Genomic DNA, 21,109 nt, shown 5'->3' with positions numbered 1-21,109 from the left:
GCAAATTACTGCTTAGCAATCGCTGCGCTCACACCTTCGTGAATCGTGTGCGCCTCGCCGTTGAGCGTCTCGACGATCTCGAAGGACGTCGCGAGCGTCTCATGCGCGATGTGCTCAGCGTGGCGCTGCGCCCACTCGACCTTGTCGGAAGGTACGCACAGCTGTACCGAGATGCGGTCAGAGACTTCGTATCCTTCCTGCTTACGAGCATCCTGCAGACCACGAATCACGTCTGCTGCCCAGCCCTCGGCCTCGAGCTCCTCGGTCAGCTCCGTATCAAGCACGACCAGGCCAACGACGGCATCGGTAGCGTCAACCCGAGCGGTACTCGTCGGGTCCTCAGCCACTAGGCGCTCGGTGTAGAGCTCCGGGGTGAGCACGATGTCGCCGTCGACAACAACGTTTTCGCCTTCTCGGACGTAGTTGCCTGCCTTGACGTTCTTGATAGCGCGCTGTACGTCACGGCCCAGCGTTGGACCCGCGACCTTCGCGTTCACCACAACCTCGAAGGAACCAACGGAGTCGACGTCGTCAGTCAGCACGACTTCCTTCACGTTGACCTCATCCTTGATCACGGACGCGAAGTCCTGCAGCTGGTCCGAGCCCGCCAGCGCCACCGTGAGCTTCGGCAGTGGCAAGCGGTTGCGCAGCTTCTTCGACTTACGCACCGACGAAGCAGCGGAGCACACCGCGCGCGTTGCATCCATCGCGCTGACTAGTGCAGGGTCCGCCGGGATTGCATCCGCGGACGGGAAGTCCGCCAAGTGCACCGAGCGACCACCGGTCAGGCCACGCCAGATGACCTCACTGATGTACGGCAGCAACGGGGCCGTCACACGGGTCAGGATCGCCAGGACCGTGTACAGCGTGTCAAACGCCTCAGGATGCTCCTCCTGACCCGCCCAGAAACGGTCGCGTGACCGGCGCACGTACCAGTTCGTCAGCGAGTCAGCGAAGCGACGGACCTCGTCACAGGCGTCCGCGATGCGAGTGTCGTCGAGCGCCTCCTTCACCGCAGCCACGAGGTCATGCGTCTTCGCCAAGATGTAGCGGTCCAGCACATCCTGCGAATCGACGCTGAACTTCGCCTCCTCGGAGGAGTACAACTGCAGGAAGGTGTACGCGTTCCAGATCGGCAGCAACGCGTGGCGCACGCCCTCGCGGATGCCCTGCTCCGTCACGATGAGGTTGCCGCCACGAAGAATTGGCGAAGACATGAGGAACCAACGCATCGCGTCGGAACCATCACGGTCGAAGACCTCGTTGACGTTCGGGTAGTTCCCCTTCGACTTCGACATCTTCAGACCGTCATTGCCCAGCACGATGCCGTGCGCAACGACCTTCTTATACGCCGGGCGGTCGAAGAGTGCCGTCGCCAAGACATGCTGCACGTAGAACCAACCACGCGACTGGCCCGAGTACTCCACGATGAAGTCCGCAGGCTGACGAGCGTCGTGCTCCTCAACATTCTCAAACGGGTAGTGGTACTGCGCAAACGGCATCGAACCAGAATCAAACCAGCAGTCCAACACGTCCGGCACGCGACGCATCATCGACTTCCCGGTCGGATCGTCCGGGTTCGGGCGGACCAGCTCATCAATGTCTGGGCGGTGCAGCGACTTCGGGCGAACGCCGAAGTCCTTCTCCAGCTCTTCGAGCGACCCATAGACGTCCACACGCGGGTACTCCGGGTTATCCGACACCCACGCCGGCACCGGTGAGCCCCAGTAGCGGGTACGCGAAATGTTCCAGTCACGCGCGCCTTCCAACCACTTACCGAACTGGCCGTCGCGAATGTGCGATGGGATCCAGTCGATCTCCTGGTTCAGCTCCACCATGCGGTCGCGGAACTCAGTGACCTTCACAAACCACGCCGGAAGCGCCATGTAGATCAGCGGCTCGCCCGAACGCCAGGAGTGCGGGTAGGAGTGTTCAATCGTCTGGTCACGGACCACGCGGTGCTTCGCACGAAGGTCACGGATGATGTCACGGTTCGCATCAAAAACCAGCTTGCCTGCGTACTCCGGCACCAGCGAGGTGAACTTACCATCAGCATCAACCGGGATGACTAGGTCGATCCCGTACTCCTGGCAGGTGTACATATCGTCTTCACCGAACGCAGGCGCCTGGTGAACAACGCCCGTGCCGTCCTCGGTGGTCACGTAGTCCGCGTTCAACACCATGAACGCCTTTTCCTGGTCACGGAAGTAGTCGAAGACCGGCTCGTACTCCAAGCCCTCGAGCTCGGAGCCCTTGAAGGTGGCGACAACCTCGCGCTCCTCGCCGAGCTCCTTCGCGTACGCGCCGATGAGCTCCGTCGCCAGCAGCAGCTTCTTGCCGACGACCACCTCTTCACCGTCCGCACCAACACGGACCAGCGAATACTCAACGTCCGGATGGACCGCAAGCGCCAAGTTCGACGGCAGCGTCCATGGCGTAGTGGTCCAGGCGATCGCAGCTGCGTCGTGCAGCTCAGGGTGCTGCTTCCAGGTCTCCGCAGCAGCAAATCCTTCACGCCCACCCGTAAACGGCATCGTTACGGTTACGGTCGGATCCTGGCGGTTGCGGTAAGAATCATCCAGACGCGTCTCTTGGTTCGACAGCGGCGTATGCTCCGCCCACGAGTACGGCAGCACGCGGAAGCCCTGGTAAATCAGCCCCTTGTCATACAGGGTCTTAAACGCCCACATGACGGACTCCATGTACGGCAGTTCCATCGTCTTGTAGCCGTTATCGAAGTCCACCCAACGAGCCTGGCGAGTCACATACTCTTTCCACTCATCGGCGTAGTGCATCACGGACTTGGCGCAGTACTCGTTGAACTGTGCCAGACCCATGTTTTCGATCTCGGCCTTATCCTTGATGCCGAGCTGCTTCTCAGCCTCGAGCTCCGCGGGAAGGCCGTGGCAGTCCCAACCAAACACGCGCGGAACGTAGTAGCCGGCCATCGTGCGGTAGCGTGGCACGATGTCCTTGACGTAGCCCGTCAGCAAGTGGCCGTAGTGCGGCAAACCGTTGGCGAACGGAGGTCCGTCGTTAAACACATATTCTTCGCAGTCTTCACGCTGCTTCAGCGAGGCCTGGAACGTATCATCCTCGTTCCAGTACTTCAGTACCTGCTCCTCCATTTTTGGAAACGCGGCACTTCCCCCGGTCAGATCTACCTTTGGGTAGACACTTCCGACCTTGCTCATCTCCGTCTCTCCTTCACGCACAATGCTTACCTTGTCACAGGGACGCAGCGAACAACGCCACGCGGTACCACCCTGCTTGAAGTCCGCCGTGAGACGAACTTCCGCTTCATTTGCGGTGAAAGAAATAACGCTTCCTAATTACGTCCGGTTCTACTAAGCAATAGCGCGCTGTAGCGCAACAGCTGTTCTTCCGGAAACGCTCCCCGATGATGGTCGGATCATCACGCGCTACCGCACCACCAGGTGGTGAAGCACGTAGCTTGTCTCATTCTAGCCCTTTGTCCCCCAGAAATGGCAACAACCACCACTCACCGCAGTGAATGGTGGCTGATGCTTGAAAGAAACTACTTATTGCCAGCGTCGCCGCTCGGAGCGGACGTGCCACGGGTCTCAAGCTCCTCCAGCTGGGACTCGAGCAGTGTGCGCAGGCGAGTGCGGTACTCGCGCTCGAAGGTGCGCAGCTCAGCGATGCGGTTCTCGAGGGCGGTCTGCTGCTGCTTCACCGTGTTCATGATCTCGGTGTGCTTACGCTCAGCCTCGGTGCGCAGCTTCGTTGCCTGCTCCTCAGCCTGGCGAATCTGCGCCTCAGCGCGCGAGTTAGCTTCGTTGGTGGTTTCCTCAGCCTTCTTCTCGGCGTCTGCAACGAGCTGCTGTGCACGAGCCTCAGCCGACTGCTTCGTCTCAGCAGCCTTACGCTCAGCCGCCTGGATCTGCTCGCGGGAATGCGTCTCTGCCTCAGACAGCTGCTTCTTCGAGCGTGCCTCGGCATCTGCCAGCTGACGCTCTGCGGAACCACGGGCCTCGTCGAGCATCGAGCGGGCCTCTGCCTGCGCGTCGTTGGTGAGGCGGTCTGCCATCTCCTGCGCGAGCCCAAGCACCTTCGCCGCCTGCATGTGCGTATCGGCGGATGCTGCATTCTGGTCGACAGCCGCAGCCTGCTGCGGTGCGGCGGCAGCCTTTGGCGCCTGCTTAGCCTGCTTTGCAGCCTGCTCCGCGTCCTGGCGAGCCTTTGCCGCTTCCTGCTTCGCAGCCTGAGCATCCTTCTCAGCCGCTACCTTTGCCTCCTGCGCAGCACGGAGCTTCTGCTCGTACTCAGCACGAACCTTCTTCTCAACTCGCTTTTCAATCTCAGCTTCGTCGACATCGCTGGACGCGGCCGCAGGAGCAACCGGGGCAGCAGACCCACCAGCACCGAGCTCTTCGACACGGGCCCGAAGGTCATCGTTCTCATCTTGCAGTTGCGCAAGCGTGTCTTCCACGAGGTCCAGGAACTGGTCAACCTCGTCCTCGTTGTAGCCCCGCTTACCAATTGGTGGTTTGCTGAAAGCGACATTGTGCACGTCTGCTGGTGTCAGCGGCATTGGCGTTCCCTTCGATGTCGATATTGTGTCCGCAATGTCGCGAACACAGATTGCCTCCCACGCTACGGGAAGCGAACCCTAAAATCTAATAGTTCGTCATTCTTTTATCGATCCATAGTAACGCATAGGTTCACACGCACCAGGCATCACCGCCAGTTATACCCCTTTTCTGCCCCCGATGCCCAATAATTGATGTCGATCCGGGCATAAATTACGGGAAAATTAAGCAAAAAAGGCACCTACCAATGTAGGTGCCTCAATCCAAGCTCACTATTACAACATGGTGACCCGTACCAGCATCTGGAGCAGCATAATCGCCACGAACAGTACGATCACACTGACGTCTATCCCAACGCCGCCACTCATACGCATGGGCGGAATGAGTTTGCGGAAGAACTTCACAGGCGGGTCCGTGACCACGAACATGCCTTCCGCAACGACCATAAACCAACTTGGTGGATCAAACTGCTTCGAGAAGGATTGCACCATCTCGACAATGATGCGGATGACCACAATCAGGGAGTACAACCCAAGCGCGGCGTAAAGAATTGCTCCTAATAAAGACACGGGTCACACACTACCTGTTCTTCTTGATGTTTCGCAGAGCTGGACGTCGATTAGCGAAGACGCGCTGTGTGCTGCAGCTCAACTTCGGTCAAACGGGCGTTTTCCGGAACGATCGCGAAGACTCGTCGGCGGGTCTCAACGCCCCTGCTCAGGTTGTACATGTTGCCACGAAGTGCGAAGCACAGACCAGCGGCAAAGTCGACGATGCGCTTTGCATCGTGGGGGTCGAGATCCGTCAGCTCCATAATCACGGCATCGCCATCACGGAACGGCTCGCCGATATCCTTCGCATCGTTGTAATTGCGCGGAGCAGTGGACACGACCTGGGGAGTGTAGGACTTCGGTGCGCGATCCGCGTAGTCACGGGTAGCTGAGGAGCGGTAGCGGTCCTCGCTGCCGTACTCAGATGTGCGCGAAGGTCTCGTCGATTCCTCGCGAGTGTTCTCGCGCTCGTCGTACTGCACTTCATCGAAGTAGGGGTCATCTTCGTTGAACGGGCCAAGACCGAAAAATTCTTTCGCGCTGCCGATAATAGACATCTGGGTGCTCCTCGTTTGTTGCCTGTGCTGACGGGGCAGAAATTACCTCTATGTAATTCCGGATTAGGTTTTTAGACTACGGGCCTCGGCCCCATCACCGCCGTTCCGACACGCACGACATCCGAGCCATGCGCGATGGCTTCTTCAAAGTCCGCGGACATCCCCGCCGAGAAACGCAGGGGCCGCCCAAGCTTGGCCGCGTAGGTGTCTCGCAGCTCGCGGACCTGGTCGAATACCTCGCTGGCGTTTGCATCTAGCGGTGGCACAACCATAAACCCGTCGAACTGGAGGTGCTCAGCCCCCTCGAGCGCTTCAACCAACTCGGCGATCTTCTCCACCGCGACACCGCCACGGCTTTCGTCGCCGTCTGCAGAAACCTGAACAAGGCACGGCAGGATTTCGGACGTCCGATCACCCCGCTCAAGGGCGAGCGCCATGCCACGCTCGAGTCCCTTCGCCAACTTCAAGGAATCCACCGAGTGAACCTCACTCGCCCATCGCGCCACTGCGTTCGCCTTCTTCGACTGGATCTGCCCGATCATCGCGATACCACAGTCGACCCCGTGCTCGCGCAGAGTCGCGACCTTGGCGCTCGCTTCCTGCTCGCGGTTCTCCCCCACCAGGCGAATACCTTCCGCGGCAAGTATCTCAATCGACGAGCACGGGTGAAACTTCGTCACTGGTAGCAGTTCCACGCTTCCCGGCTCGCGACCCGCGGCACGCTCCGCGGAGCGGATACGCTCCTGCACCTTGGCAAGGTTGCTTGCAATATCAGTTGTGCTCATTTATTTCACTCCAGTTAGCCAAATAACGCCTGCTTGGCGCCCAGTTGTGGATTCTCTCCGGTACGAAAAGAAGTCCTCGTCCGCGATGGTATCGCGCGGATCTACGTCAATTCGCTGCACACCGAGCTCAGTGAGCTGGCGCCGAATACCGGCACGGATGTCAAGCCCAGTGGTCCCTGCATGCGTAGTGGTCCGGGAGCCTGGCAGCTTGCGCTCAACATCCGCTGCCATATCAGCAGGCACTTCGTATGACGCTCCCGCAGCTGCAGGGCCGAGCAGCGCCTGCATCTGTGAAGGCTGAGCACCCAGGTCACGCATTGTTTCAACGGTCTTCTTCACGATGCCGTTTCGCGCCCCAAGACGCCCAGCGTGCACCGCGGCAATCACTCCAGCGACGGGGTCTGCCAACAGCACCGGCGTACAGTCAGCGACCAGCACGCACAGGGCGAGGTTCGGGGTCGTGGTTACGATGGCATCAGAAGCCTCGACAGGCTCAGACTGCGGCCCGTCCACCACCGTCACGTTCGGCGTGTGGAGCTGCTCCATCCACACGAAGCGCCCCACATCAACCCCGAGCAGCGATGCAAGCCGCGCGCGGTTCGCGCGTACGGCCTCCGGGTCATCCCCGACGTGCAGCGCAAGATTGAAAGAGTCATATGGGGACGACGACGCCCCGCCCGCACGGCTTGTAAACACCATGCGGACGGGGCGTTGTTCTACGTCGAGAAGAGAGTCAGTCATGCTCCCAGACTAACGCAAGAAATCAGGGACATCGACGTCAAAATCATCGCCGCCGCGCTCCTCGCGTCCACGACGCTCATAGGAGGATTCGGACTCCCCGCCGGTGAAGAGGCCCGAGCGGTGCGGCTCGTAGCGGTGACGCGCCTGGTAGGAGTCGTCGCGTTCCGTCTCCGGAGCTCGATCCTCAAACAGTGAACCACGCGATGGAGACGGCGCCGCGCCTTCTTCCGCCGATGCGGCTGCAGCATCGACCGGCTGCTGGGCATCCGGGCGAGCGTTGGCCTTCTCGTCGAAGCCAGTTGCGATAATCGTGACGCGCACCTCGTCACCGAGGTTGTCGTCGATGATCGTGCCGAAGATGATGTTCGCGTCGTCGTCTGCCTTCTCTTCGACGATGGACGCTGCGGCACTCGTCTCGTTCAGGCCGAGATCGGAACCACCAGCAACGGAAATGAGCACGCCCTTCGCGCCCTCCATCGTGGTTTCCAGCAGTGGCGAGTTGATCGCCTGCTCCATCGCATTCATCACGCGGTTTTCACCGCGGGAGGAGCCGACACCCATCAGGGCGGAGCCGGCGTCGGCCATCACCGAGCGCACGTCTGCGAAGTCGACGTTAATCATGCCCGGAATGGTGATCAGGTTCGTAATACCCTGAACACCGTTGTAGAGCACCTCATCCGCAGCGCGGAATGCATCCATCATGGACAGGTCCGAATCACCCAGCTGCAACAGTCGGTCGTTCGGAATGACAATGACGGTGTCGCACACTTCCTTCAGGTTCGCGATGCCCTCGAGCGCCTGACGGGTGCGCCGCTTGCCCTCGAACGTGAACGGACGGGTGACAACGCCAATGGTCAGCGCACCCATCTTCTTCGCGATACCCGCGACAACTGGTGCAGCGCCAGTACCCGTACCGCCGCCCTCGCCAGCGGTCACGAAGACCATGTCCGAGCCCTTCAGCGACTCTTCGATTTCCTGCTTGTGGTCCTCAGCAGAGGTCCGGCCAACCTCAGGGTTTGCACCGGCGCCAAGTCCGCGAGTCGCCTCACGCCCGATGTCGAGCTTGGTGTCTGCATCCGTAAAGAGCAGTGCCTGCGAGTCCGTGTTGATCGCAACGAACTCCACACCTTTCAGGCCCTCTTCGATCATGCGGTTGACAGCGTTAACGCCACCGCCACCGACACCGACGACGCGGATCATGGCGAGGTAGTTTGCGGGAGAGGTCATGGGTAGTGTCTCGCCTTTCAAAACTTCTTAGAACTTCAACAATTGCGGTAACGCATCCCATCATGGGCGAAAACACGAAAAAATTTATTGTTTCCCTCGGCGTGTCTCGACCCTAAACCTTTACTTTAGGGTTTTGACCTGGGGTTTTACACCGCTACCGCGCAGTGATGAGCTCCGGATTAGAAATATTGAACTCGGCGCCCTCGCGTTGCAAAACGGTTTCAAAGGCCAGTGACTTATTCGCATTGTCTTCTGAGGCGCCCCACACCACGCGGCGGTTGTCGTGTAACCGCAGCACGAATGAGTAGCGGCCATTCGCCTCCAAAGCGGCAACTTGCGCACGCGCACCACTGCTTATCGACGCCGCGATCGCCACAGCTTCCCGCATCTGCTCCTTGTTCTCGACGTCGACCCCCACGAGCTCCATAGCCCCAACCGGCGGTTCAGCGATCAGAAAATCCTTGCCCTCAGTATCAATCAGATGCGCCCCGTCCGGCTGCTGCAAGTACGCCACTGCGACACGCTCTTTGAGGTCAATTCTCACAGTGCTTGGCCAGTCGCGGTGCACCGTAACAACGTCAACCCACGGGTCCTGCACGATGTTCTCAGCAGCACGGCGCACCTTGACCAGCCCCATAGGCGTGCCCAGCTCAATGTCGGACTGGGCTTGCACCGCCTCGGGCGTGAGCACGTCGTTGCCATCAACAACCACACCCTTCACCGGCATCAACGGTGTAAACGGCAACGCAATTCCGCACACAGCGAGACCAGCGATGACAGCTCCCGCGATAGCGAAGCGACGCTTGCGCTTGCTCTTGCTACGCGTTTGAGCGTCCTCATCACCAAACTCGTCGAGGTGGTCCGACTCGAAGGCTTCATGCTCTGTCTGCTCTGTCACGCTACACCTCCGCCTGCCGAAGTTGTGCGAGGATCTCATCGGCGAGCATTGTCACCGACCCAGCGCCCATCGTTAGGATGACGTCCCCAGGACGAACCATTGATGCCAGTGTCACCGGTACTGCGAGGAAATTGGGCTCAAGCACTACCGGCACCGAGCTATCCATCTTGTCAGTAATGAGCCTGCTGGTCACATCTTCAACGGGCGCTTCGCGTGCGCCGAAGATGTCCAGCACCATGACGACATCCGCGAGTGAGAGGGCGTCAGCAAACTCTTGGGCAAAGCTCTGTGTGCGCGAGTACAGGTGCGGTTGGAAGCACACAACGACACGCGCACCCTTGCCCTCAGACTCGACTTTCTCCCGCGCCGCCGTCAACACAGCGGTGACCTCGGTTGGGTGGTGCGCGTAGTCGTCGTAGACACGGGTACCTGCGAACGGCCCGTCCTCTACGAGGCCCTTAAACTCGAAGCGGCGCCGGACACCGGAGAACCCGCTCAGCCCCGCTGCGATCCGTTCAGGTTCCGCACCCGCCAGCGTCGAGGACAACAGCGCGGCCAGGGAGTTGAGCACCATGTGGCGGCCGGGGATCGACAGGCGGTAGGAGTACTCAGCAGATGCGCCGCCGGTGTTGAGTCGAGCACGCACGTCGACGTAGGAGCCGTCGATACGCTCTTCTACAACAACTGCACCTGCGGGAATATCTGGGTGCGCTGCAGCCGCTGCTTCAGTGCCGTAGCCGACGACGTTGATGCCGCGCTGCAATGCGCGCTCACCACAGCTTGCAGCGTGCTCGTCATCCATACAAACGACGAGGAAACCGCCGGGCTGCACGCGATCAGCGAAGTCGTCGAACACCTTGAAGTATGCCTCGTGCGTGCCGAAGTAGTCCAGGTGGTCAGGCTCAATGTTGGTGATAACGGCGATATTTGGCTTGTAGCGAAGCAACGAAGCATCGGACTCGTCCGCCTCCGCCACGAAAATATCGCCCGCACCGTGGTGGGCATTGGTGCCGGCTTTGTTGAGCTGGCCACCAATCGCAAAGGAAGGGTCCTCCCCCGCAGCCTGCAACGCCACCACGGTCATGGACGTCGTGGACGTCTTGCCGTGCGTGCCTGCTAGCAGGAGCTGTGTGTAACCGTCCATCAACTCGCCGAGCAGATCTGAGCGGCGAATCACAGGAATTCCCTCCTCCTTCGCACGCACCAACTCCGGATTATCTTTCGGAATCGCAGCAAAGCTGGTGACCACGACGGTCGGAAGTTGCCCCGTCAGCTCGAGGTTCGCGGCGTCGTGTCCGACTGCGACCTGTGCACCTTGCGAGCGCAACGCACGCACTGGACGGGAGTCTTTCACATCGGACCCGGTCACTACTGCCCCACGGTCAAGCAGGATGTGGGCGACACCGCTCATGCCAGCGCCACCGATACCAACCAGATGTACGCGGGAAAGATCCACAGAACCAGGCGCGGTGGTGTGTTCGGAAGACATGACGGTGTTACTCCTTTGTGATAGTCGCAATGATCCGTGCAGCGAGATCTTCTGCCACACTACCCGCGCCAGAGTGCTCGAGCGCTTCTCGCATGCACTGCATTTGCTCTGGCCGGCCCAAAATCTCGTTGACGCTGCGGGCAAGCGCGTCTGGGGTGAGCTCGGCATCGTCGATACGTACTGCCGCCCCGGTAGCTACCAGGTGCGCCGAATTGAGCCCCTGCTCGCCGTTGCCGTGCGGCAGTGGGATGTAAACGGCTGGCAGGCCAGCGGCTGAGTTTTCCGCCACGGTCATGGCGCCGGAGCGACACACAACCATGTCCGCCACGGCATACGCAGCTTCCATGTCGTCGATGTACGGCACCGCCGTGTAGCCTTCGTGTGGCTTCGGGGCGTCGTTCTTTCTGCCGTAGGCGTGCAACACCTGGTACCCGCGCGCCGCGATGTCCTCGATGGCCCCGGCAACAGCCCGGTTGATGCTCACCGCGCCCTGGGACCCACCGGTAATCAGAACCACCGGCTTGTCCGGATCAAGGTCCCACATCTTGTACCCACGCAGCGCTTTCGCTCCATCCGTATCGACGCCCACTCCCGGACGCACCGGGATCCCCACGACATCACCCGGCATCCCCGAGTTCGCCACGGCGTTAATCCCGACACCACCTAGCTTGACGCCAAGCTTATTGGCCATGCCCGCCAACGCGTTCGTTTCCAAGACGAAAAATGGTAGGCGCAACGATGCGGCGGCAAGGTACGCAGACGCCGACACATAGCCACCCGTACCAAAGACTGCCTCAGCCTTCGACTCCTTCATCACCTTCCGTGTTTGGTGCACGGAACGCGCAAGTTTGAACGGCACGCCAAGAAGCTTCCATGGCTTCTTGCGCGGGATCGGCACAGGGTCAATGAGTTGAAGGTCAAAGCCGCGCGCGGGGACGATAGTGGTTTCCAGTCCACGCTCAGTTCCGAGCGCAATCACATTTGCGCCGTACTGTTCACGAAGCACCTCGCCTACCGCGAGTGCCGGTTCAATATGGCCCGCGGTGCCTCCCCCTGCGAGCACCACTGTGTGTTGGATCTTGTCCATGATGGATCCCGTCCTTTCCTTTTCGACGGCCACCTAACGGTACCGGCGTCGCTCTGATTGGTTCGGTCGTGGTCTCCGTTGCGTTACCTCGACATTCCTCGTGGGCCGGGGCGAGTGCCGCTGAGCACGGTCGTCTGGGGCAACTCGGTGAGCAACAGGCACTCCGTACCGTTGCTCTCGGCGTGACTGCTCATGTGTACGAGTTCGCTCCGCGCGAGTCGCGCGCAGCTGTGCCGTCGCCTTCGGCTCCGGGACGAACAGCATTCTGTCGAAGCGTGGGCGCCCGTAGTTCTGCATGGCCGAGACTGCGTCGGGCTCGTGGCGGGCAATGGAGGCCAGTATGCCCATCGACCACAAGGTAATCACTGCCGAGGTACCACCGGCGGACAACATCGGCAGCTGAATACCCGTCACCGGCACAAGGCCGACGACGTACCCGATGTTAATGAACGCCTGCGAAACTACGCCTGCTGTTAACGAGGCAGCGGCGAGTCCCTGGAACGATGTCTGTGCGCGTTGCGCAGTGCGCAAACCGAAGTAGCCAAGGGCAGCAAACAGGGCGATCACCATAATGCCGCCCCACATACCGAGCTCTTCGCCGATGACGGCGAAGATGAAGTCGTTTCGAGCCTCTGGGAGGTAGAACCACTTCGCGCGGGACTGTCCGAGGCCGACGCCGAAGAGGGAGCCGTCGGCAAGAGAAAGGAATCCTTGGTGCGTCTGGAACGCAGCACCGCGAGTATCGCTGAAGTTTCCGAACAGCGCCTCGAAGTAGACGTGGAAGCGTTGCGAGCGGAAGCCGCCAAGCAGGAACAACATGACCGCTGCAGCACCGATGAGCCCGCAGAGGATGCCGATGGCCTTGAGCGGGAAGCCTGCGAACCACAGCACAAAGATCACGATGGCGGCAAACGACATGGTCATGCCGGCGTCACCCTGCTTCGCAATCAGGAGGATGCACACGCCCGCGCCAAGCAAGAACTGTGCGGTCGGCGACTGCCACGCAGGCGCCGATGCTGGCGGCTGCTTCTTCGACAGCACCGCAGCACCCCAAATTGCAATAGCCACACGGGCGAACTCAGAAGGCTGCATCGTCAACGAGCCGAACATCAGCCACGATTGCGAACCGACTTCCTCACGTCCGGTACCGATTAGCAGCACCAGTACCAGCAGGAACACCGCGAAGAGGAATAGTGGCGTGGCCAGCTTCCGGATGCGCTCGGGCGGGACCAACAGCGAAACCCAAAACAAGACAAGGCCCGCCAGCACCATCAGGGATTGCCGAAGCGCAGTCGACCACACGCTACTCGAAGCAGCGAACGATGACGCCATCGACGAGCTCATCACCATCACGATGCCCAACGCAGCCAGCACCAGCACCACGGTCCGAATCACGGTGTAGTCAATGAGGGGCCGCTGCTCAAGCGCCGCAATGAACGACGTATGTGCCCGGCCCAGTGCGCTTTGAGGCACGTCGCGGGTGCCAGTCTTTGGCGCACGCGCCGGCGGTTGCTGTCGACGATTTCGCTTCATGGCACCTCATTACCCTTCGCTTCGAACACTGCTGTGTCTCAAGTTACTGTAGTGAAAAGTGTCGCCTGGCGGCCGCACGAAACGCGTCGCCGCGCGCAGACATACCCGGATACATGTCCAGGCTCGCGGCAGCCGGTGCCAGCACAACGCTATCGCCAGGCTGCGCATGCTCTCCAGCAAAGCGAACCACGGCGTCCATTGCCACCTCGGGGTCAGTCGAGTCAGTCGCAAAGATAGGCAGGTCAGGTGCCAGCCGCTTGACGGCGTCGTAAATTTCCATGCGGTCGACCCCAAGCAGCGCTACGGCACGCATGTGCCCCACATGTTTTTCGACGACCTCATCAATCGCAGCGCCCTTCAGCTGACCACCTGCAACCCACACGACGGTGCCCGCCCCGGTCAACGCCGAATCAGCCGCGTGCGGGTTCGTCGCCTTCGAGTTGTCGATCCACCGAACGCCGTTCGCCTCGTGGACCACGGCTCCGCGATGCCCCGCAACGTGGAAGCCTGCGAGTGCTTCACGAATCTCAGAGGATGTCGCACCACACAGCAACGCCACGGCAGCGGCGGCGCATGCGTCCAGCACGCCTGCAGCACCCGCGGGTTCAATGCCATTCGTATCTGCCAGTTCAAGGACCGAGCCGTCGCGGCGCGCAACGAGCTTGCCGTCGATAACACCGACCTGGCGCTCTTCGGGCTGGCCGAGCGTAAAACCGAAGAATTGCTTGCGGTCATTCTGTGCCACGATCGCTTGCACGTGCTCGTCATCGATGCCGACCACGGCGTTGGGAGCTTTGAGCACCTTCGCCTTCGCAGCCGCGTACGCCTCGAATGAGCCGTGCCAGTCAATGTGGTCGTCCGCAAGGTTGAGTAGAACTGCCGCGTTGGGAACGAGCTGGCTCGACCAATGCAACTGGAAACTGGACAGCTCGGCCACGAGCACATCGACACGCTGGGGATCCACCACCGCGTCAGCCACGGCGGTACCGATGTTGCCGCACGCCAACGCACGCTTACCAGTGCGGGCAGATGCCTCCTGCATCATAGCTGCGAGCATGCCAGTGGTGGTGGTTTTACCGTTCGTGCCTGTCACAACGAGCCACTCGCGCGGTGGCCCGAACACGCCCGCGCGATCCAACCGGTAGCACAGCTCGACATCACCGATGACATCGAGTTGGGCCGAGGCGGCGTCGACAAGCAGCGGCGTGTCGGGCCTCCACCCTGGAGACGTCACTACTACCCCGACCTCACCGAAGTACTCGTGTGCCAGCTGCGTATCGACGGCCCGCACTCCCCACGTGCGCTCAGCGAACTCGCGGTTTTCCTCGCTGTCGTCCGCGACGATGCATGGAACGCCGACTTGCTGGAGCATGCCGAGCACCCCTCGGCCCGAAACGCCCGCACCGGCCAGCAGCACGCCGCGGGAAATCTCTGCGGGTATCACACTCGTATCGATCATGACAGCGTCACTCCGTTCTGTGTGAGCCATTCACCGTAGAAAATTGCGGTGCCGAGCGCGACCGCCATCGCAGCGATGAGCCAGAAACGCACAACCACGGTTGTCTCCGCCCAGCCTCCTTGCTCAAAGTGGTGGTGGAACGGCGCCATCCGGAACACGCGCTTGCCGGTGGACTTAAACGATGCCACCTGGATGACCACCGAGGCTGCCTCGAGTACGAAGAGTGCGCCGATGATGATCATCAGAAGCTCGGTCTTGGATGCCACTGACAGGCCCGCAACGAGACCACCGAGCGCCAGCGAACCCGTATCACCCATGAAAATCTTGGCCGGGGACGCGTTCCACCACAGGAATCCAACGCAGGCACCGAAGCCTGCAGCCGCAAGCACCGCCAAGTCAAGCGGGTCGCGGACGTTGTAGCAACCCGCTGCCAGCGCTGCCTCGCAAGAATTCCGGAACTTCCAGAACGTGATCATGGTGTACGCGGCCATCACCAGAGCAGTCGTACCAGCGGCCAACCCGTCGAGCCCGTCGGTGAGGTTTACCGCGTTCGACCAAGCAGCCAGCAGAATGTAAATAAAGATCAGGAACAGGATTGCGCCAAGGATTCCGCCGCCGACCGCGATGTCAATCGTTTCGATATCGCGCACAAAACTGAGCAGGGTCGAGCCTGGCGTCAAGCCGTTCTCGTCAGGGAATCGCGTGATCAGCAGGCCGAAAACAATGGCAATTGCAAACTGGGACACAAGCTTCGCAGTCTTATTCAAACCGAGATTGCGCTTCATGAAGAGTTTAATACCGTCGTCGGCAAGCCCGACCAGGCCAAGCGCCAATGTCAAGCCCAGCACGATGACGCCGCTCGCGGTAAACGCCGCGTGGTTAGTGGCCAGCGCGACAATCGAGCTAGCCAAGTAGCCCAGCGTGATCGCGAGCAAAATAGCGATGCCACCCATCGTTGGGGTGCCGCGCTTCCGCGCGTGCGACTGCGGCCCGTCCTCCCGAATTTCCTGGCCGATCTCGCGGCGGTGGAAATACCGAATCAACAAAGGTGTGACAAAGATGGAAACGAGGAAGCTAATAACTCCTGCGACAATTACTTGAATCATGTGAGACTGCTACCTTGCTTCATTCTCATTGGTTGACTTACTTTGACTGTCAAGCGTACGGGTGCGTATGAGTTGTTCAGCCACCACCCACAACTTTTGGGCGTTCGACGCTTTGACCAGCACCACTGCTGGCGGGGGTGTGGCAGTGGCAATCGTAGCTTCGACAGCGTTGCTTGCCTCGGCACTATCGGCAACAGACTGCGTGGCGATGCCCTGCTGCTGTGCCGCTTGCGCCAGCGATTCCATCGCGTCACTTTGCCCCACTGCTACAAGGTCCGTGATGTTGTGCTTTACCAGTTCTCCGGCGAGCTCAGCGTGGGCTGACGCGGACTCCTCGCCGAGCTCGCCCATCTCACCGAGCACCGCTATCGAGCGCGCCCCCGGGTGTGCGGCAGCCGTCGACGCAAGCGCTGCGATACCGGCACGCATCGATTCAGGGTTTGCGTTGTACGCGTCGTTAATGACAGTCACGCCATCCTCGCGGGTGCGCACATCCATGCGGTTCACGGATACGGTCCGTGCCTGGCTCAGCGCTGCCGCGATCGCTTCAGGCTGCATGCCCGCACCGAAACCGACTGCCGCCGCAGCAAGCGCGTTGCCAACCTGGTGGACGCCGTGCACGCCCAGGCGAACTCGGTGCTGTTGCCCGTCTGGCGTGTGCATCACAAACGATGCGCGGGCAACCTCGTCCAATGAGATGTCCGTAGCAAAAAAGTCTGCTTCGGGCGATCCCTCAGCCGAAAACATCCACACCTTCGCAGTTGTGCGGGGGCGCATACCTGCAACAAATGGGTCATCGGCGTTCAAGATGGCGATTCCACCGTGATCCGCATCAGGGAGTGATTCGACTAACTCGCCCTTCGCCTGAGCAATCGCCTCGCGCGAGCCAAACTCCCCAAGGTGTGCGGAGCCAACGTTGAGCACCACGCCGATTGATGGCGGGGCAATCTTTGCAAGATGCGCGATGTGCCCAATGCCCCTCGCGGACATCTCCGCCACCAAAAACGCCGTCTCCTGTGTGCAGCGCAGCACCGTGTACGGGTGACCAATCTCGTTATTAAAGGAACCCGGAGGAGCCACGGTCTCACCTTTGTGGCGAAGCACCGCAGCGATCAGGTCTTTCGTCGAGGTCTTCCCCGCCGATCCTGTCACGCCGACAATCGTGAGTCCGTGTTCGCGAACTAGGCGGCGAGCCACGTGCGCTGCGAGCTTCGAAAGGCCCGCGACAACACCGAGTGCACTGCCCGTTGGGTCGCTCGCAGCCAAGTCAGAGTTGTCATCTGGCCGAACCTCGGCGCACGGAACGATCACCGCAGGAGCACCCACGTCGCGCGTGGTTATGGCGGCTACCGCGCCCTGCTCCAATGCCGTGCCGACGAAGTCGTGCCCATCAACCCTCGCGCCTTTCAGCGCAAGGAAAAGGTCGCCCTCAGACACCTTCCGCGAATCAAACTCGACGCCACCCGATACTTTCGCCTCGGGGTCCGCCTCCTTCGACAGCGTTCCCCCGACGACCTCGGCGATCTCACCCAACGAACATGCAATCATTATCTACTGTTACCTCGCGAAAGTTTCTAGGGCGCGACGCATCTCTTCCCGATCATCGAAGTGGTGCGTCGTAGTGCCAACAATCTGGCCGACTTCATGCCCCTTGCCAACGACAATGACCGCATCTCCCGGCTGTGCCCACTGCACCAGAGCGTCAATCGCCGCAGCGCGGTCGCCGATTTCACGCACCTCCGGGTGGTGGGGAGCATCCGCGAGTTCCAATGCACCACGCAGCACCTCCGCGCGGATCGATGCTGGGTCCTCTGTACGCGGGTTATCATCAGTCACCACTACGAAGTCAGCACGCTGCGCAGATTCGCGGCCCATAATGACGCGTTTCGACGCATCCCTGTCCCCGCCGGCGCCAACAGCAATGCCGACGCGTCCAGCCACTTGCTTTCGGAGCGTATCCAGCACGGCTGCGATGGCCGCAGGCTTATGCGCGTAGTCCACGACTGCAACAAACGGTTGCCCGCAGTCGATGCGTTCCATACGTCCAGGGACCTGCGCTTTTGATAGGCCCTTCATGAATGCATCTACATCAACGTCGGCGGTGTACGCCATAGCGGTTGCCAAGGCAGCGTTAGCCACGTTGAACGCGCCCGGCATTTGCAGCGTCAACGTGTGGGTCGAAGTGGGCGTCGATAAGGAAATCTCTTGCGCGCCAGTCTTGTCTGCGGACAGCTGCTTCGCGCTCACGTCGACCCCAACTTGGCCGTGGGTGCCAACGCGAACCGGGTGCTGTGCCCGGTCAGCCATGCGCTCGCCCCACTCGTCATCGACGCAAACTACCGCGCGTTTCGCGGCACTGCGCGACGTCGGGTCAAAGAAGAGCGCCTTCGCCTCAAAGTACTCCTCCATTGTTTTATGGAAGTCCAGGTGATCCTGGCTCAGGTTTGTAAACCCAGCGACATCGAAAGACGTGCCACTCACCCTGCCAAGCATGAGCGCGTGGGAAGAAACCTCCATCACTACGTGCGTCACTCCAGCCTGCAGCATGCGGCGGAACAGAGCCTGCAGCGTCGGGGCTTCCGGGGTAGTCAGGGACGTTGGAACGTACTCGCCGAGAATCTTCGTGCCGGTGGTGCCAATCAGACCTACCTTCGCTCCTGCTGCCTCAAGCCCCTTCTCCAGCATGTACGTCACGGTAGTCTTGCCAGACGTGCCGGTAACCCCGAGCAGCGTCATGTGCTCGGATGGGTGACCATACACCTCGGCTGACACATCGCCGAGAACTTCGCGAACGTCTTCGACGACCAGCACCGGCCGCGTTTCCCCTTGGCCCTCGAGGATCTTCGCGCCTGCATTGTCAGTAAAGATGGCGCCCGCTGGGCACTGCTTTGCAAACGTTGCACCATGCACGCGGGTGCCGGGCAAAGCTGCGAACAGTCCGCCTGGGGCAATCTTCGACGAATCGAGTGCAATCTCTTCAATGTGCAGCGGCTGATCTGGGGCGTTGTGGAGCGTCCCACCAGACAGCGCTGCGAGCGCCTCCAGGGTAGGCGCGTTCGGTGTTGTCTGCGTCATGTCATTCATTGTGAAACTTCCCTACTGGGCTTGCAAAACGTACTGGTCCGCTTCTGGGCTAGGCGGCAAGTTCTCCCTATTGATCAGCCAGCTGGCGATTTCAGTAAACACCGGACCTGCCGACTGTCCACCGGCTCCGCCTTCTCGTGTACCTCGCTGCGGCTCATCAAGCATGACGGCCACGACAAATCGCGGATCGTTCGCAGGCGCGATGCCAGCAAACGTAATCCAGAACTGGTTTTGCGAGTAGGCGCCAGTCTCAGGATTCACCTTTTGCGCGGTACCAGTCTTGCCCGAAAGCTGATAGCCAGGAAGTTGGCTGTTCTGGGCGGTACCGTTGTTGATCCCTGCCGGGTCGTTTTGGAACGTGGAACGGAACATGTCCACGACTGTGCGTGCCGTCGCCTCCGACACCACACGATGCCGCTCAGGCTCGGGCTGTTCCAGCGGTGTGCCCTCTGCACTTTCAATGCTGCGGATTATGCGAGGCGTAATCCGCTCGCCACCGTTGGCAAGCGTTTGATAGACGCTGGCCATCTGAAGCGCTGTCCAGCTCATTCCCTGCCCAATTGGTAGGTTCGCAAACGTTCCTCCGGACCACTGCTCTAGCACTGGCAACAGACCGGCGGACTCGTTGGGCAGCTCAATGCCGGTTGTGTTTCCGATTCCGAAGCGCTGCAGGTAATCCCAATAGCGCTCCTCGCCCAGCTTCTGCGCAATCTGCAAGGTGCCCACATTCGAGGACTTCCCGAAGATGCCCGCTGTGGTGTACGGCATTACACCATGCTCCCACGCATCGCGCACAGTAATACCAGCCATGTCGATAGAGCCCGGCACTTGGTGTACTTCTTCCGGAGTAGTCACCTTCTCCTCAATTGCCGCAGTCGCCGCGATAATCTTCGCCACGGAACCCGGCTCAAACGGGTGCGAGATCGCGTTATTGCTGAAGTCCTTCCCTTCGCGCAGCTGCCGCTCGATGTCCCCGTTCGGGTCAATAGTGGAGGTATTCGCCATTGCTAGCACTTCACCACTGCGGGCATCGAGCACTACTGCCTCGGCGTCCTTTGCCAACGAGTTCCGTTTCGCGTTCTCCAGAGTCTGCTGCACAAACGACTGCAGGTCCAGGTCGATCGTCAAGGTGATCTTCGCGCCATCCACCGCGGGTACAACGTCGCGCAGCGTACCGGGGATGGACTGCCCGTCGTTCGACACGTCCTCTGTCTTGCGCCCGTTGATCCCGGTGAGCACCGCATCACTCGATGCTTCAAGCCCAAACTGTCCCTGCCCGTCCATCGACACCTTGCCGAGGATGTTTTCAGCAATCGCCCCGTTCGGGTACTGCCGGATGTCCTGGTGGTCCGAGGCCACGCCGTGGAACTCAGCAGCAATGTTCGACGCCACATCAGGGTCCACGTTCCGGACAAGTACTTCGTAGTTCGAATCCCCGTGCAGCTTCTCGAGGATGTCGCGTGCGTCAACCTTGCCCACACTGCGCATATCGTCATTGTCTCGTCGCCTATCGACGTCCTCTTCGCCCATTGCCTCGCCAATCATGACGGGAATCTCGTTGGCCATCGTGCGCAGAATATCCTCGACTCTCGCGTCAACCATGGCTCGCGTCGCGTCATCGTCGAGATTCGGAATGTTTTCATTGAGCATGACCTGCTCACGCAATTCCTTACGAAGCGTCACCGGCGACACAGTCAACGACCGCGCCTGCATCGTGTACGCCAGGTGGTTACCTTCGCGGTCCACGATCTCACCGCGCCGCGCGGGGTCAGTGTAAATCCTGGCGCGCTGCGATTGCGCCTGCTCGCGCAGCTGTGGGCCCCACACCACCTGCACAAGAAACAGCCTGCCGACCAAAAATACGCTGACTACAAGAAACAGAATTACTGCCCATTGGGACCTCTGGTGCAACACACTTCGCCGTGTCTTAGGCGCTTGAGGTGCTTGCAGGGCACGTGGCCGAGCAGTTCGTTTTCTCCGGTCCGGGTGCGATTCGACCACTGCCCTATATTCACCTCACTCAATTGCATTCAACGGGT

The 21,109-nt window shown here is 60.5% G+C and carries 16 protein-coding genes; all 16 read right to left on the bottom strand.

Annotated elements, in window-relative coordinates; translation table 11 throughout:
- Positions 1-5: 5 nt before the first annotated feature.
- The 16 genes from ileS to KBX13_RS00170 all read right to left on the bottom strand — a co-directional run bounded on the left by ileS (position 6) and on the right by KBX13_RS00170 (position 21,020).
- The gene (ileS, locus tag KBX13_RS00245) at positions 6-3,194 is read right to left on the bottom strand and encodes an isoleucine--tRNA ligase (protein ID WP_256020439.1); all 3,189 of its coding nucleotides are present in this window, start codon (positions 3,192-3,194) and stop codon (positions 6-8) included.
- 344 nt (positions 3,195-3,538) lie between these two features.
- Positions 3,539-4,555, bottom strand: a complete 1,017-nt coding sequence (locus tag KBX13_RS00240; protein ID WP_070478792.1) for a DivIVA domain-containing protein — start codon at positions 4,553-4,555, stop codon at positions 3,539-3,541.
- A gap of 273 nt (positions 4,556-4,828) precedes the next feature.
- Complete coding sequence (locus tag KBX13_RS00235) at positions 4,829-5,122, bottom strand: YggT family protein (RefSeq protein WP_070362221.1); 294 nt, start codon at positions 5,120-5,122, stop codon at positions 4,829-4,831.
- 50 nt (positions 5,123-5,172) lie between these two features.
- On the bottom strand, positions 5,173-5,661 hold the full coding sequence (locus KBX13_RS00230; RefSeq protein WP_070362220.1) for a cell division protein SepF: 489 nt from the start codon (positions 5,659-5,661) through the stop codon (positions 5,173-5,175).
- Between the two features lie 71 nt (positions 5,662-5,732).
- A complete protein-coding gene (locus KBX13_RS00225; RefSeq protein ID WP_070478790.1) occupies positions 5,733-6,446 on the bottom strand; it encodes a YggS family pyridoxal phosphate-dependent enzyme in 714 nt (237 codons plus the stop codon).
- Entirely contained in the window at positions 6,447-7,187 is a 741-nt protein-coding gene (gene pgeF / locus KBX13_RS00220) for a peptidoglycan editing factor PgeF (RefSeq protein WP_070478788.1), read from the bottom strand.
- 9 nt (positions 7,188-7,196) lie between these two features.
- Entirely contained in the window at positions 7,197-8,414 is a 1,218-nt protein-coding gene (ftsZ, locus tag KBX13_RS00215) for a cell division protein FtsZ (RefSeq protein WP_070362217.1), read from the bottom strand.
- Between the two features lie 154 nt (positions 8,415-8,568).
- The gene (locus KBX13_RS00210) at positions 8,569-9,312 is read right to left on the bottom strand and encodes a cell division protein FtsQ/DivIB (RefSeq protein ID WP_256020223.1); all 744 of its coding nucleotides are present in this window, start codon (positions 9,310-9,312) and stop codon (positions 8,569-8,571) included.
- 1 nt (position 9,313) lies between these two features.
- The gene (gene murC / locus KBX13_RS00205; protein ID WP_256020222.1) at positions 9,314-10,801 is read right to left on the bottom strand and encodes a UDP-N-acetylmuramate--L-alanine ligase; all 1,488 of its coding nucleotides are present in this window, start codon (positions 10,799-10,801) and stop codon (positions 9,314-9,316) included.
- Between the two features lie 7 nt (positions 10,802-10,808).
- Entirely contained in the window at positions 10,809-11,888 is a 1,080-nt protein-coding gene (locus KBX13_RS00200) for a glycosyltransferase (RefSeq protein ID WP_256020220.1), read from the bottom strand.
- Between the two features lie 33 nt (positions 11,889-11,921).
- Positions 11,922-13,421, bottom strand: a complete 1,500-nt coding sequence (locus KBX13_RS00195; protein ID WP_256020218.1) for an FtsW/RodA/SpoVE family cell cycle protein — start codon at positions 13,419-13,421, stop codon at positions 11,922-11,924.
- A gap of 43 nt (positions 13,422-13,464) precedes the next feature.
- On the bottom strand, positions 13,465-14,880 hold the full coding sequence (gene murD, locus KBX13_RS00190) for a UDP-N-acetylmuramoyl-L-alanine--D-glutamate ligase (protein WP_256020217.1): 1,416 nt from the start codon (positions 14,878-14,880) through the stop codon (positions 13,465-13,467).
- Positions 14,877-15,986: a phospho-N-acetylmuramoyl-pentapeptide-transferase gene (mraY, locus tag KBX13_RS00185; RefSeq protein WP_256020215.1), complete on the bottom strand. Its 1,110-nt coding sequence runs from the start codon at positions 15,984-15,986 to the stop codon at positions 14,877-14,879. Before mraY ends, murD begins: the two co-directional genes overlap by 4 nt.
- 9 nt (positions 15,987-15,995) lie before the next feature.
- Positions 15,996-17,534 (bottom strand): UDP-N-acetylmuramoyl-tripeptide--D-alanyl-D-alanine ligase, encoded by a 1,539-nt coding sequence (gene murF / locus KBX13_RS00180; protein ID WP_256020214.1) that lies wholly within the window; start codon positions 17,532-17,534, stop codon positions 15,996-15,998.
- Positions 17,535-17,543: 9 nt separating this feature from the next.
- The gene (locus KBX13_RS00175; RefSeq protein ID WP_070363470.1) at positions 17,544-19,061 is read right to left on the bottom strand and encodes a UDP-N-acetylmuramoyl-L-alanyl-D-glutamate--2,6-diaminopimelate ligase; all 1,518 of its coding nucleotides are present in this window, start codon (positions 19,059-19,061) and stop codon (positions 17,544-17,546) included.
- Positions 19,062-19,082: 21 nt separating this feature from the next.
- A complete protein-coding gene (locus KBX13_RS00170; RefSeq protein WP_370687307.1) occupies positions 19,083-21,020 on the bottom strand; it encodes a peptidoglycan D,D-transpeptidase FtsI family protein in 1,938 nt (645 codons plus the stop codon).
- Positions 21,021-21,109: the final 89 nt, after the last annotated feature.

The organism is Corynebacterium sp. CCUG 51687, assembly GCF_024453995.1.
Classification (GTDB): Bacteria; Actinomycetota; Actinomycetes; order Mycobacteriales; family Mycobacteriaceae; genus Corynebacterium; species Corynebacterium pseudogenitalium.
Note: the sequence above shows the minus strand (reverse complement) of the source record. Positions and strands in the feature narration are given on the sequence as shown.

Coding starts and splice junctions, on each gene's coding strand:
- ileS (WP_256020439.1), bottom strand. CDS start 3,194: ATGAGCAAGGTCGGAAGTGTCTACCCAAAGGTAGATCTGACCGGGGGA.
- KBX13_RS00240 (WP_070478792.1), bottom strand. CDS start 4,555: ATGCCGCTGACACCAGCAGACGTGCACAATGTCGCTTTCAGCAAACCA.
- KBX13_RS00230 (WP_070362220.1), bottom strand. CDS start 5,661: ATGTCTATTATCGGCAGCGCGAAAGAATTTTTCGGTCTTGGCCCGTTC.
- KBX13_RS00225 (WP_070478790.1), bottom strand. CDS start 6,446: ATGAGCACAACTGATATTGCAAGCAACCTTGCCAAGGTGCAGGAGCGT.
- pgeF (WP_070478788.1), bottom strand. CDS start 7,187: ATGACTGACTCTCTTCTCGACGTAGAACAACGCCCCGTCCGCATGGTG.
- ftsZ (WP_070362217.1), bottom strand. CDS start 8,414: ATGACCTCTCCCGCAAACTACCTCGCCATGATCCGCGTCGTCGGTGTC.
- murC (WP_256020222.1), bottom strand. CDS start 10,801: ATGTCTTCCGAACACACCACCGCGCCTGGTTCTGTGGATCTTTCCCGC.
- KBX13_RS00200 (WP_256020220.1), bottom strand. CDS start 11,888: ATGGACAAGATCCAACACACAGTGGTGCTCGCAGGGGGAGGCACCGCG.
- KBX13_RS00195 (WP_256020218.1), bottom strand. CDS start 13,421: ATGAAGCGAAATCGTCGACAGCAACCGCCGGCGCGTGCGCCAAAGACT.
- murD (WP_256020217.1), bottom strand. CDS start 14,880: ATGATCGATACGAGTGTGATACCCGCAGAGATTTCCCGCGGCGTGCTG.
- mraY (WP_256020215.1), bottom strand. CDS start 15,986: ATGATTCAAGTAATTGTCGCAGGAGTTATTAGCTTCCTCGTTTCCATC.
- murF (WP_256020214.1), bottom strand. CDS start 17,534: ATGATTGCATGTTCGTTGGGTGAGATCGCCGAGGTCGTCGGGGGAACG.
- KBX13_RS00175 (WP_070363470.1), bottom strand. CDS start 19,061: ATGACGCAGACAACACCGAACGCGCCTACCCTGGAGGCGCTCGCAGCG.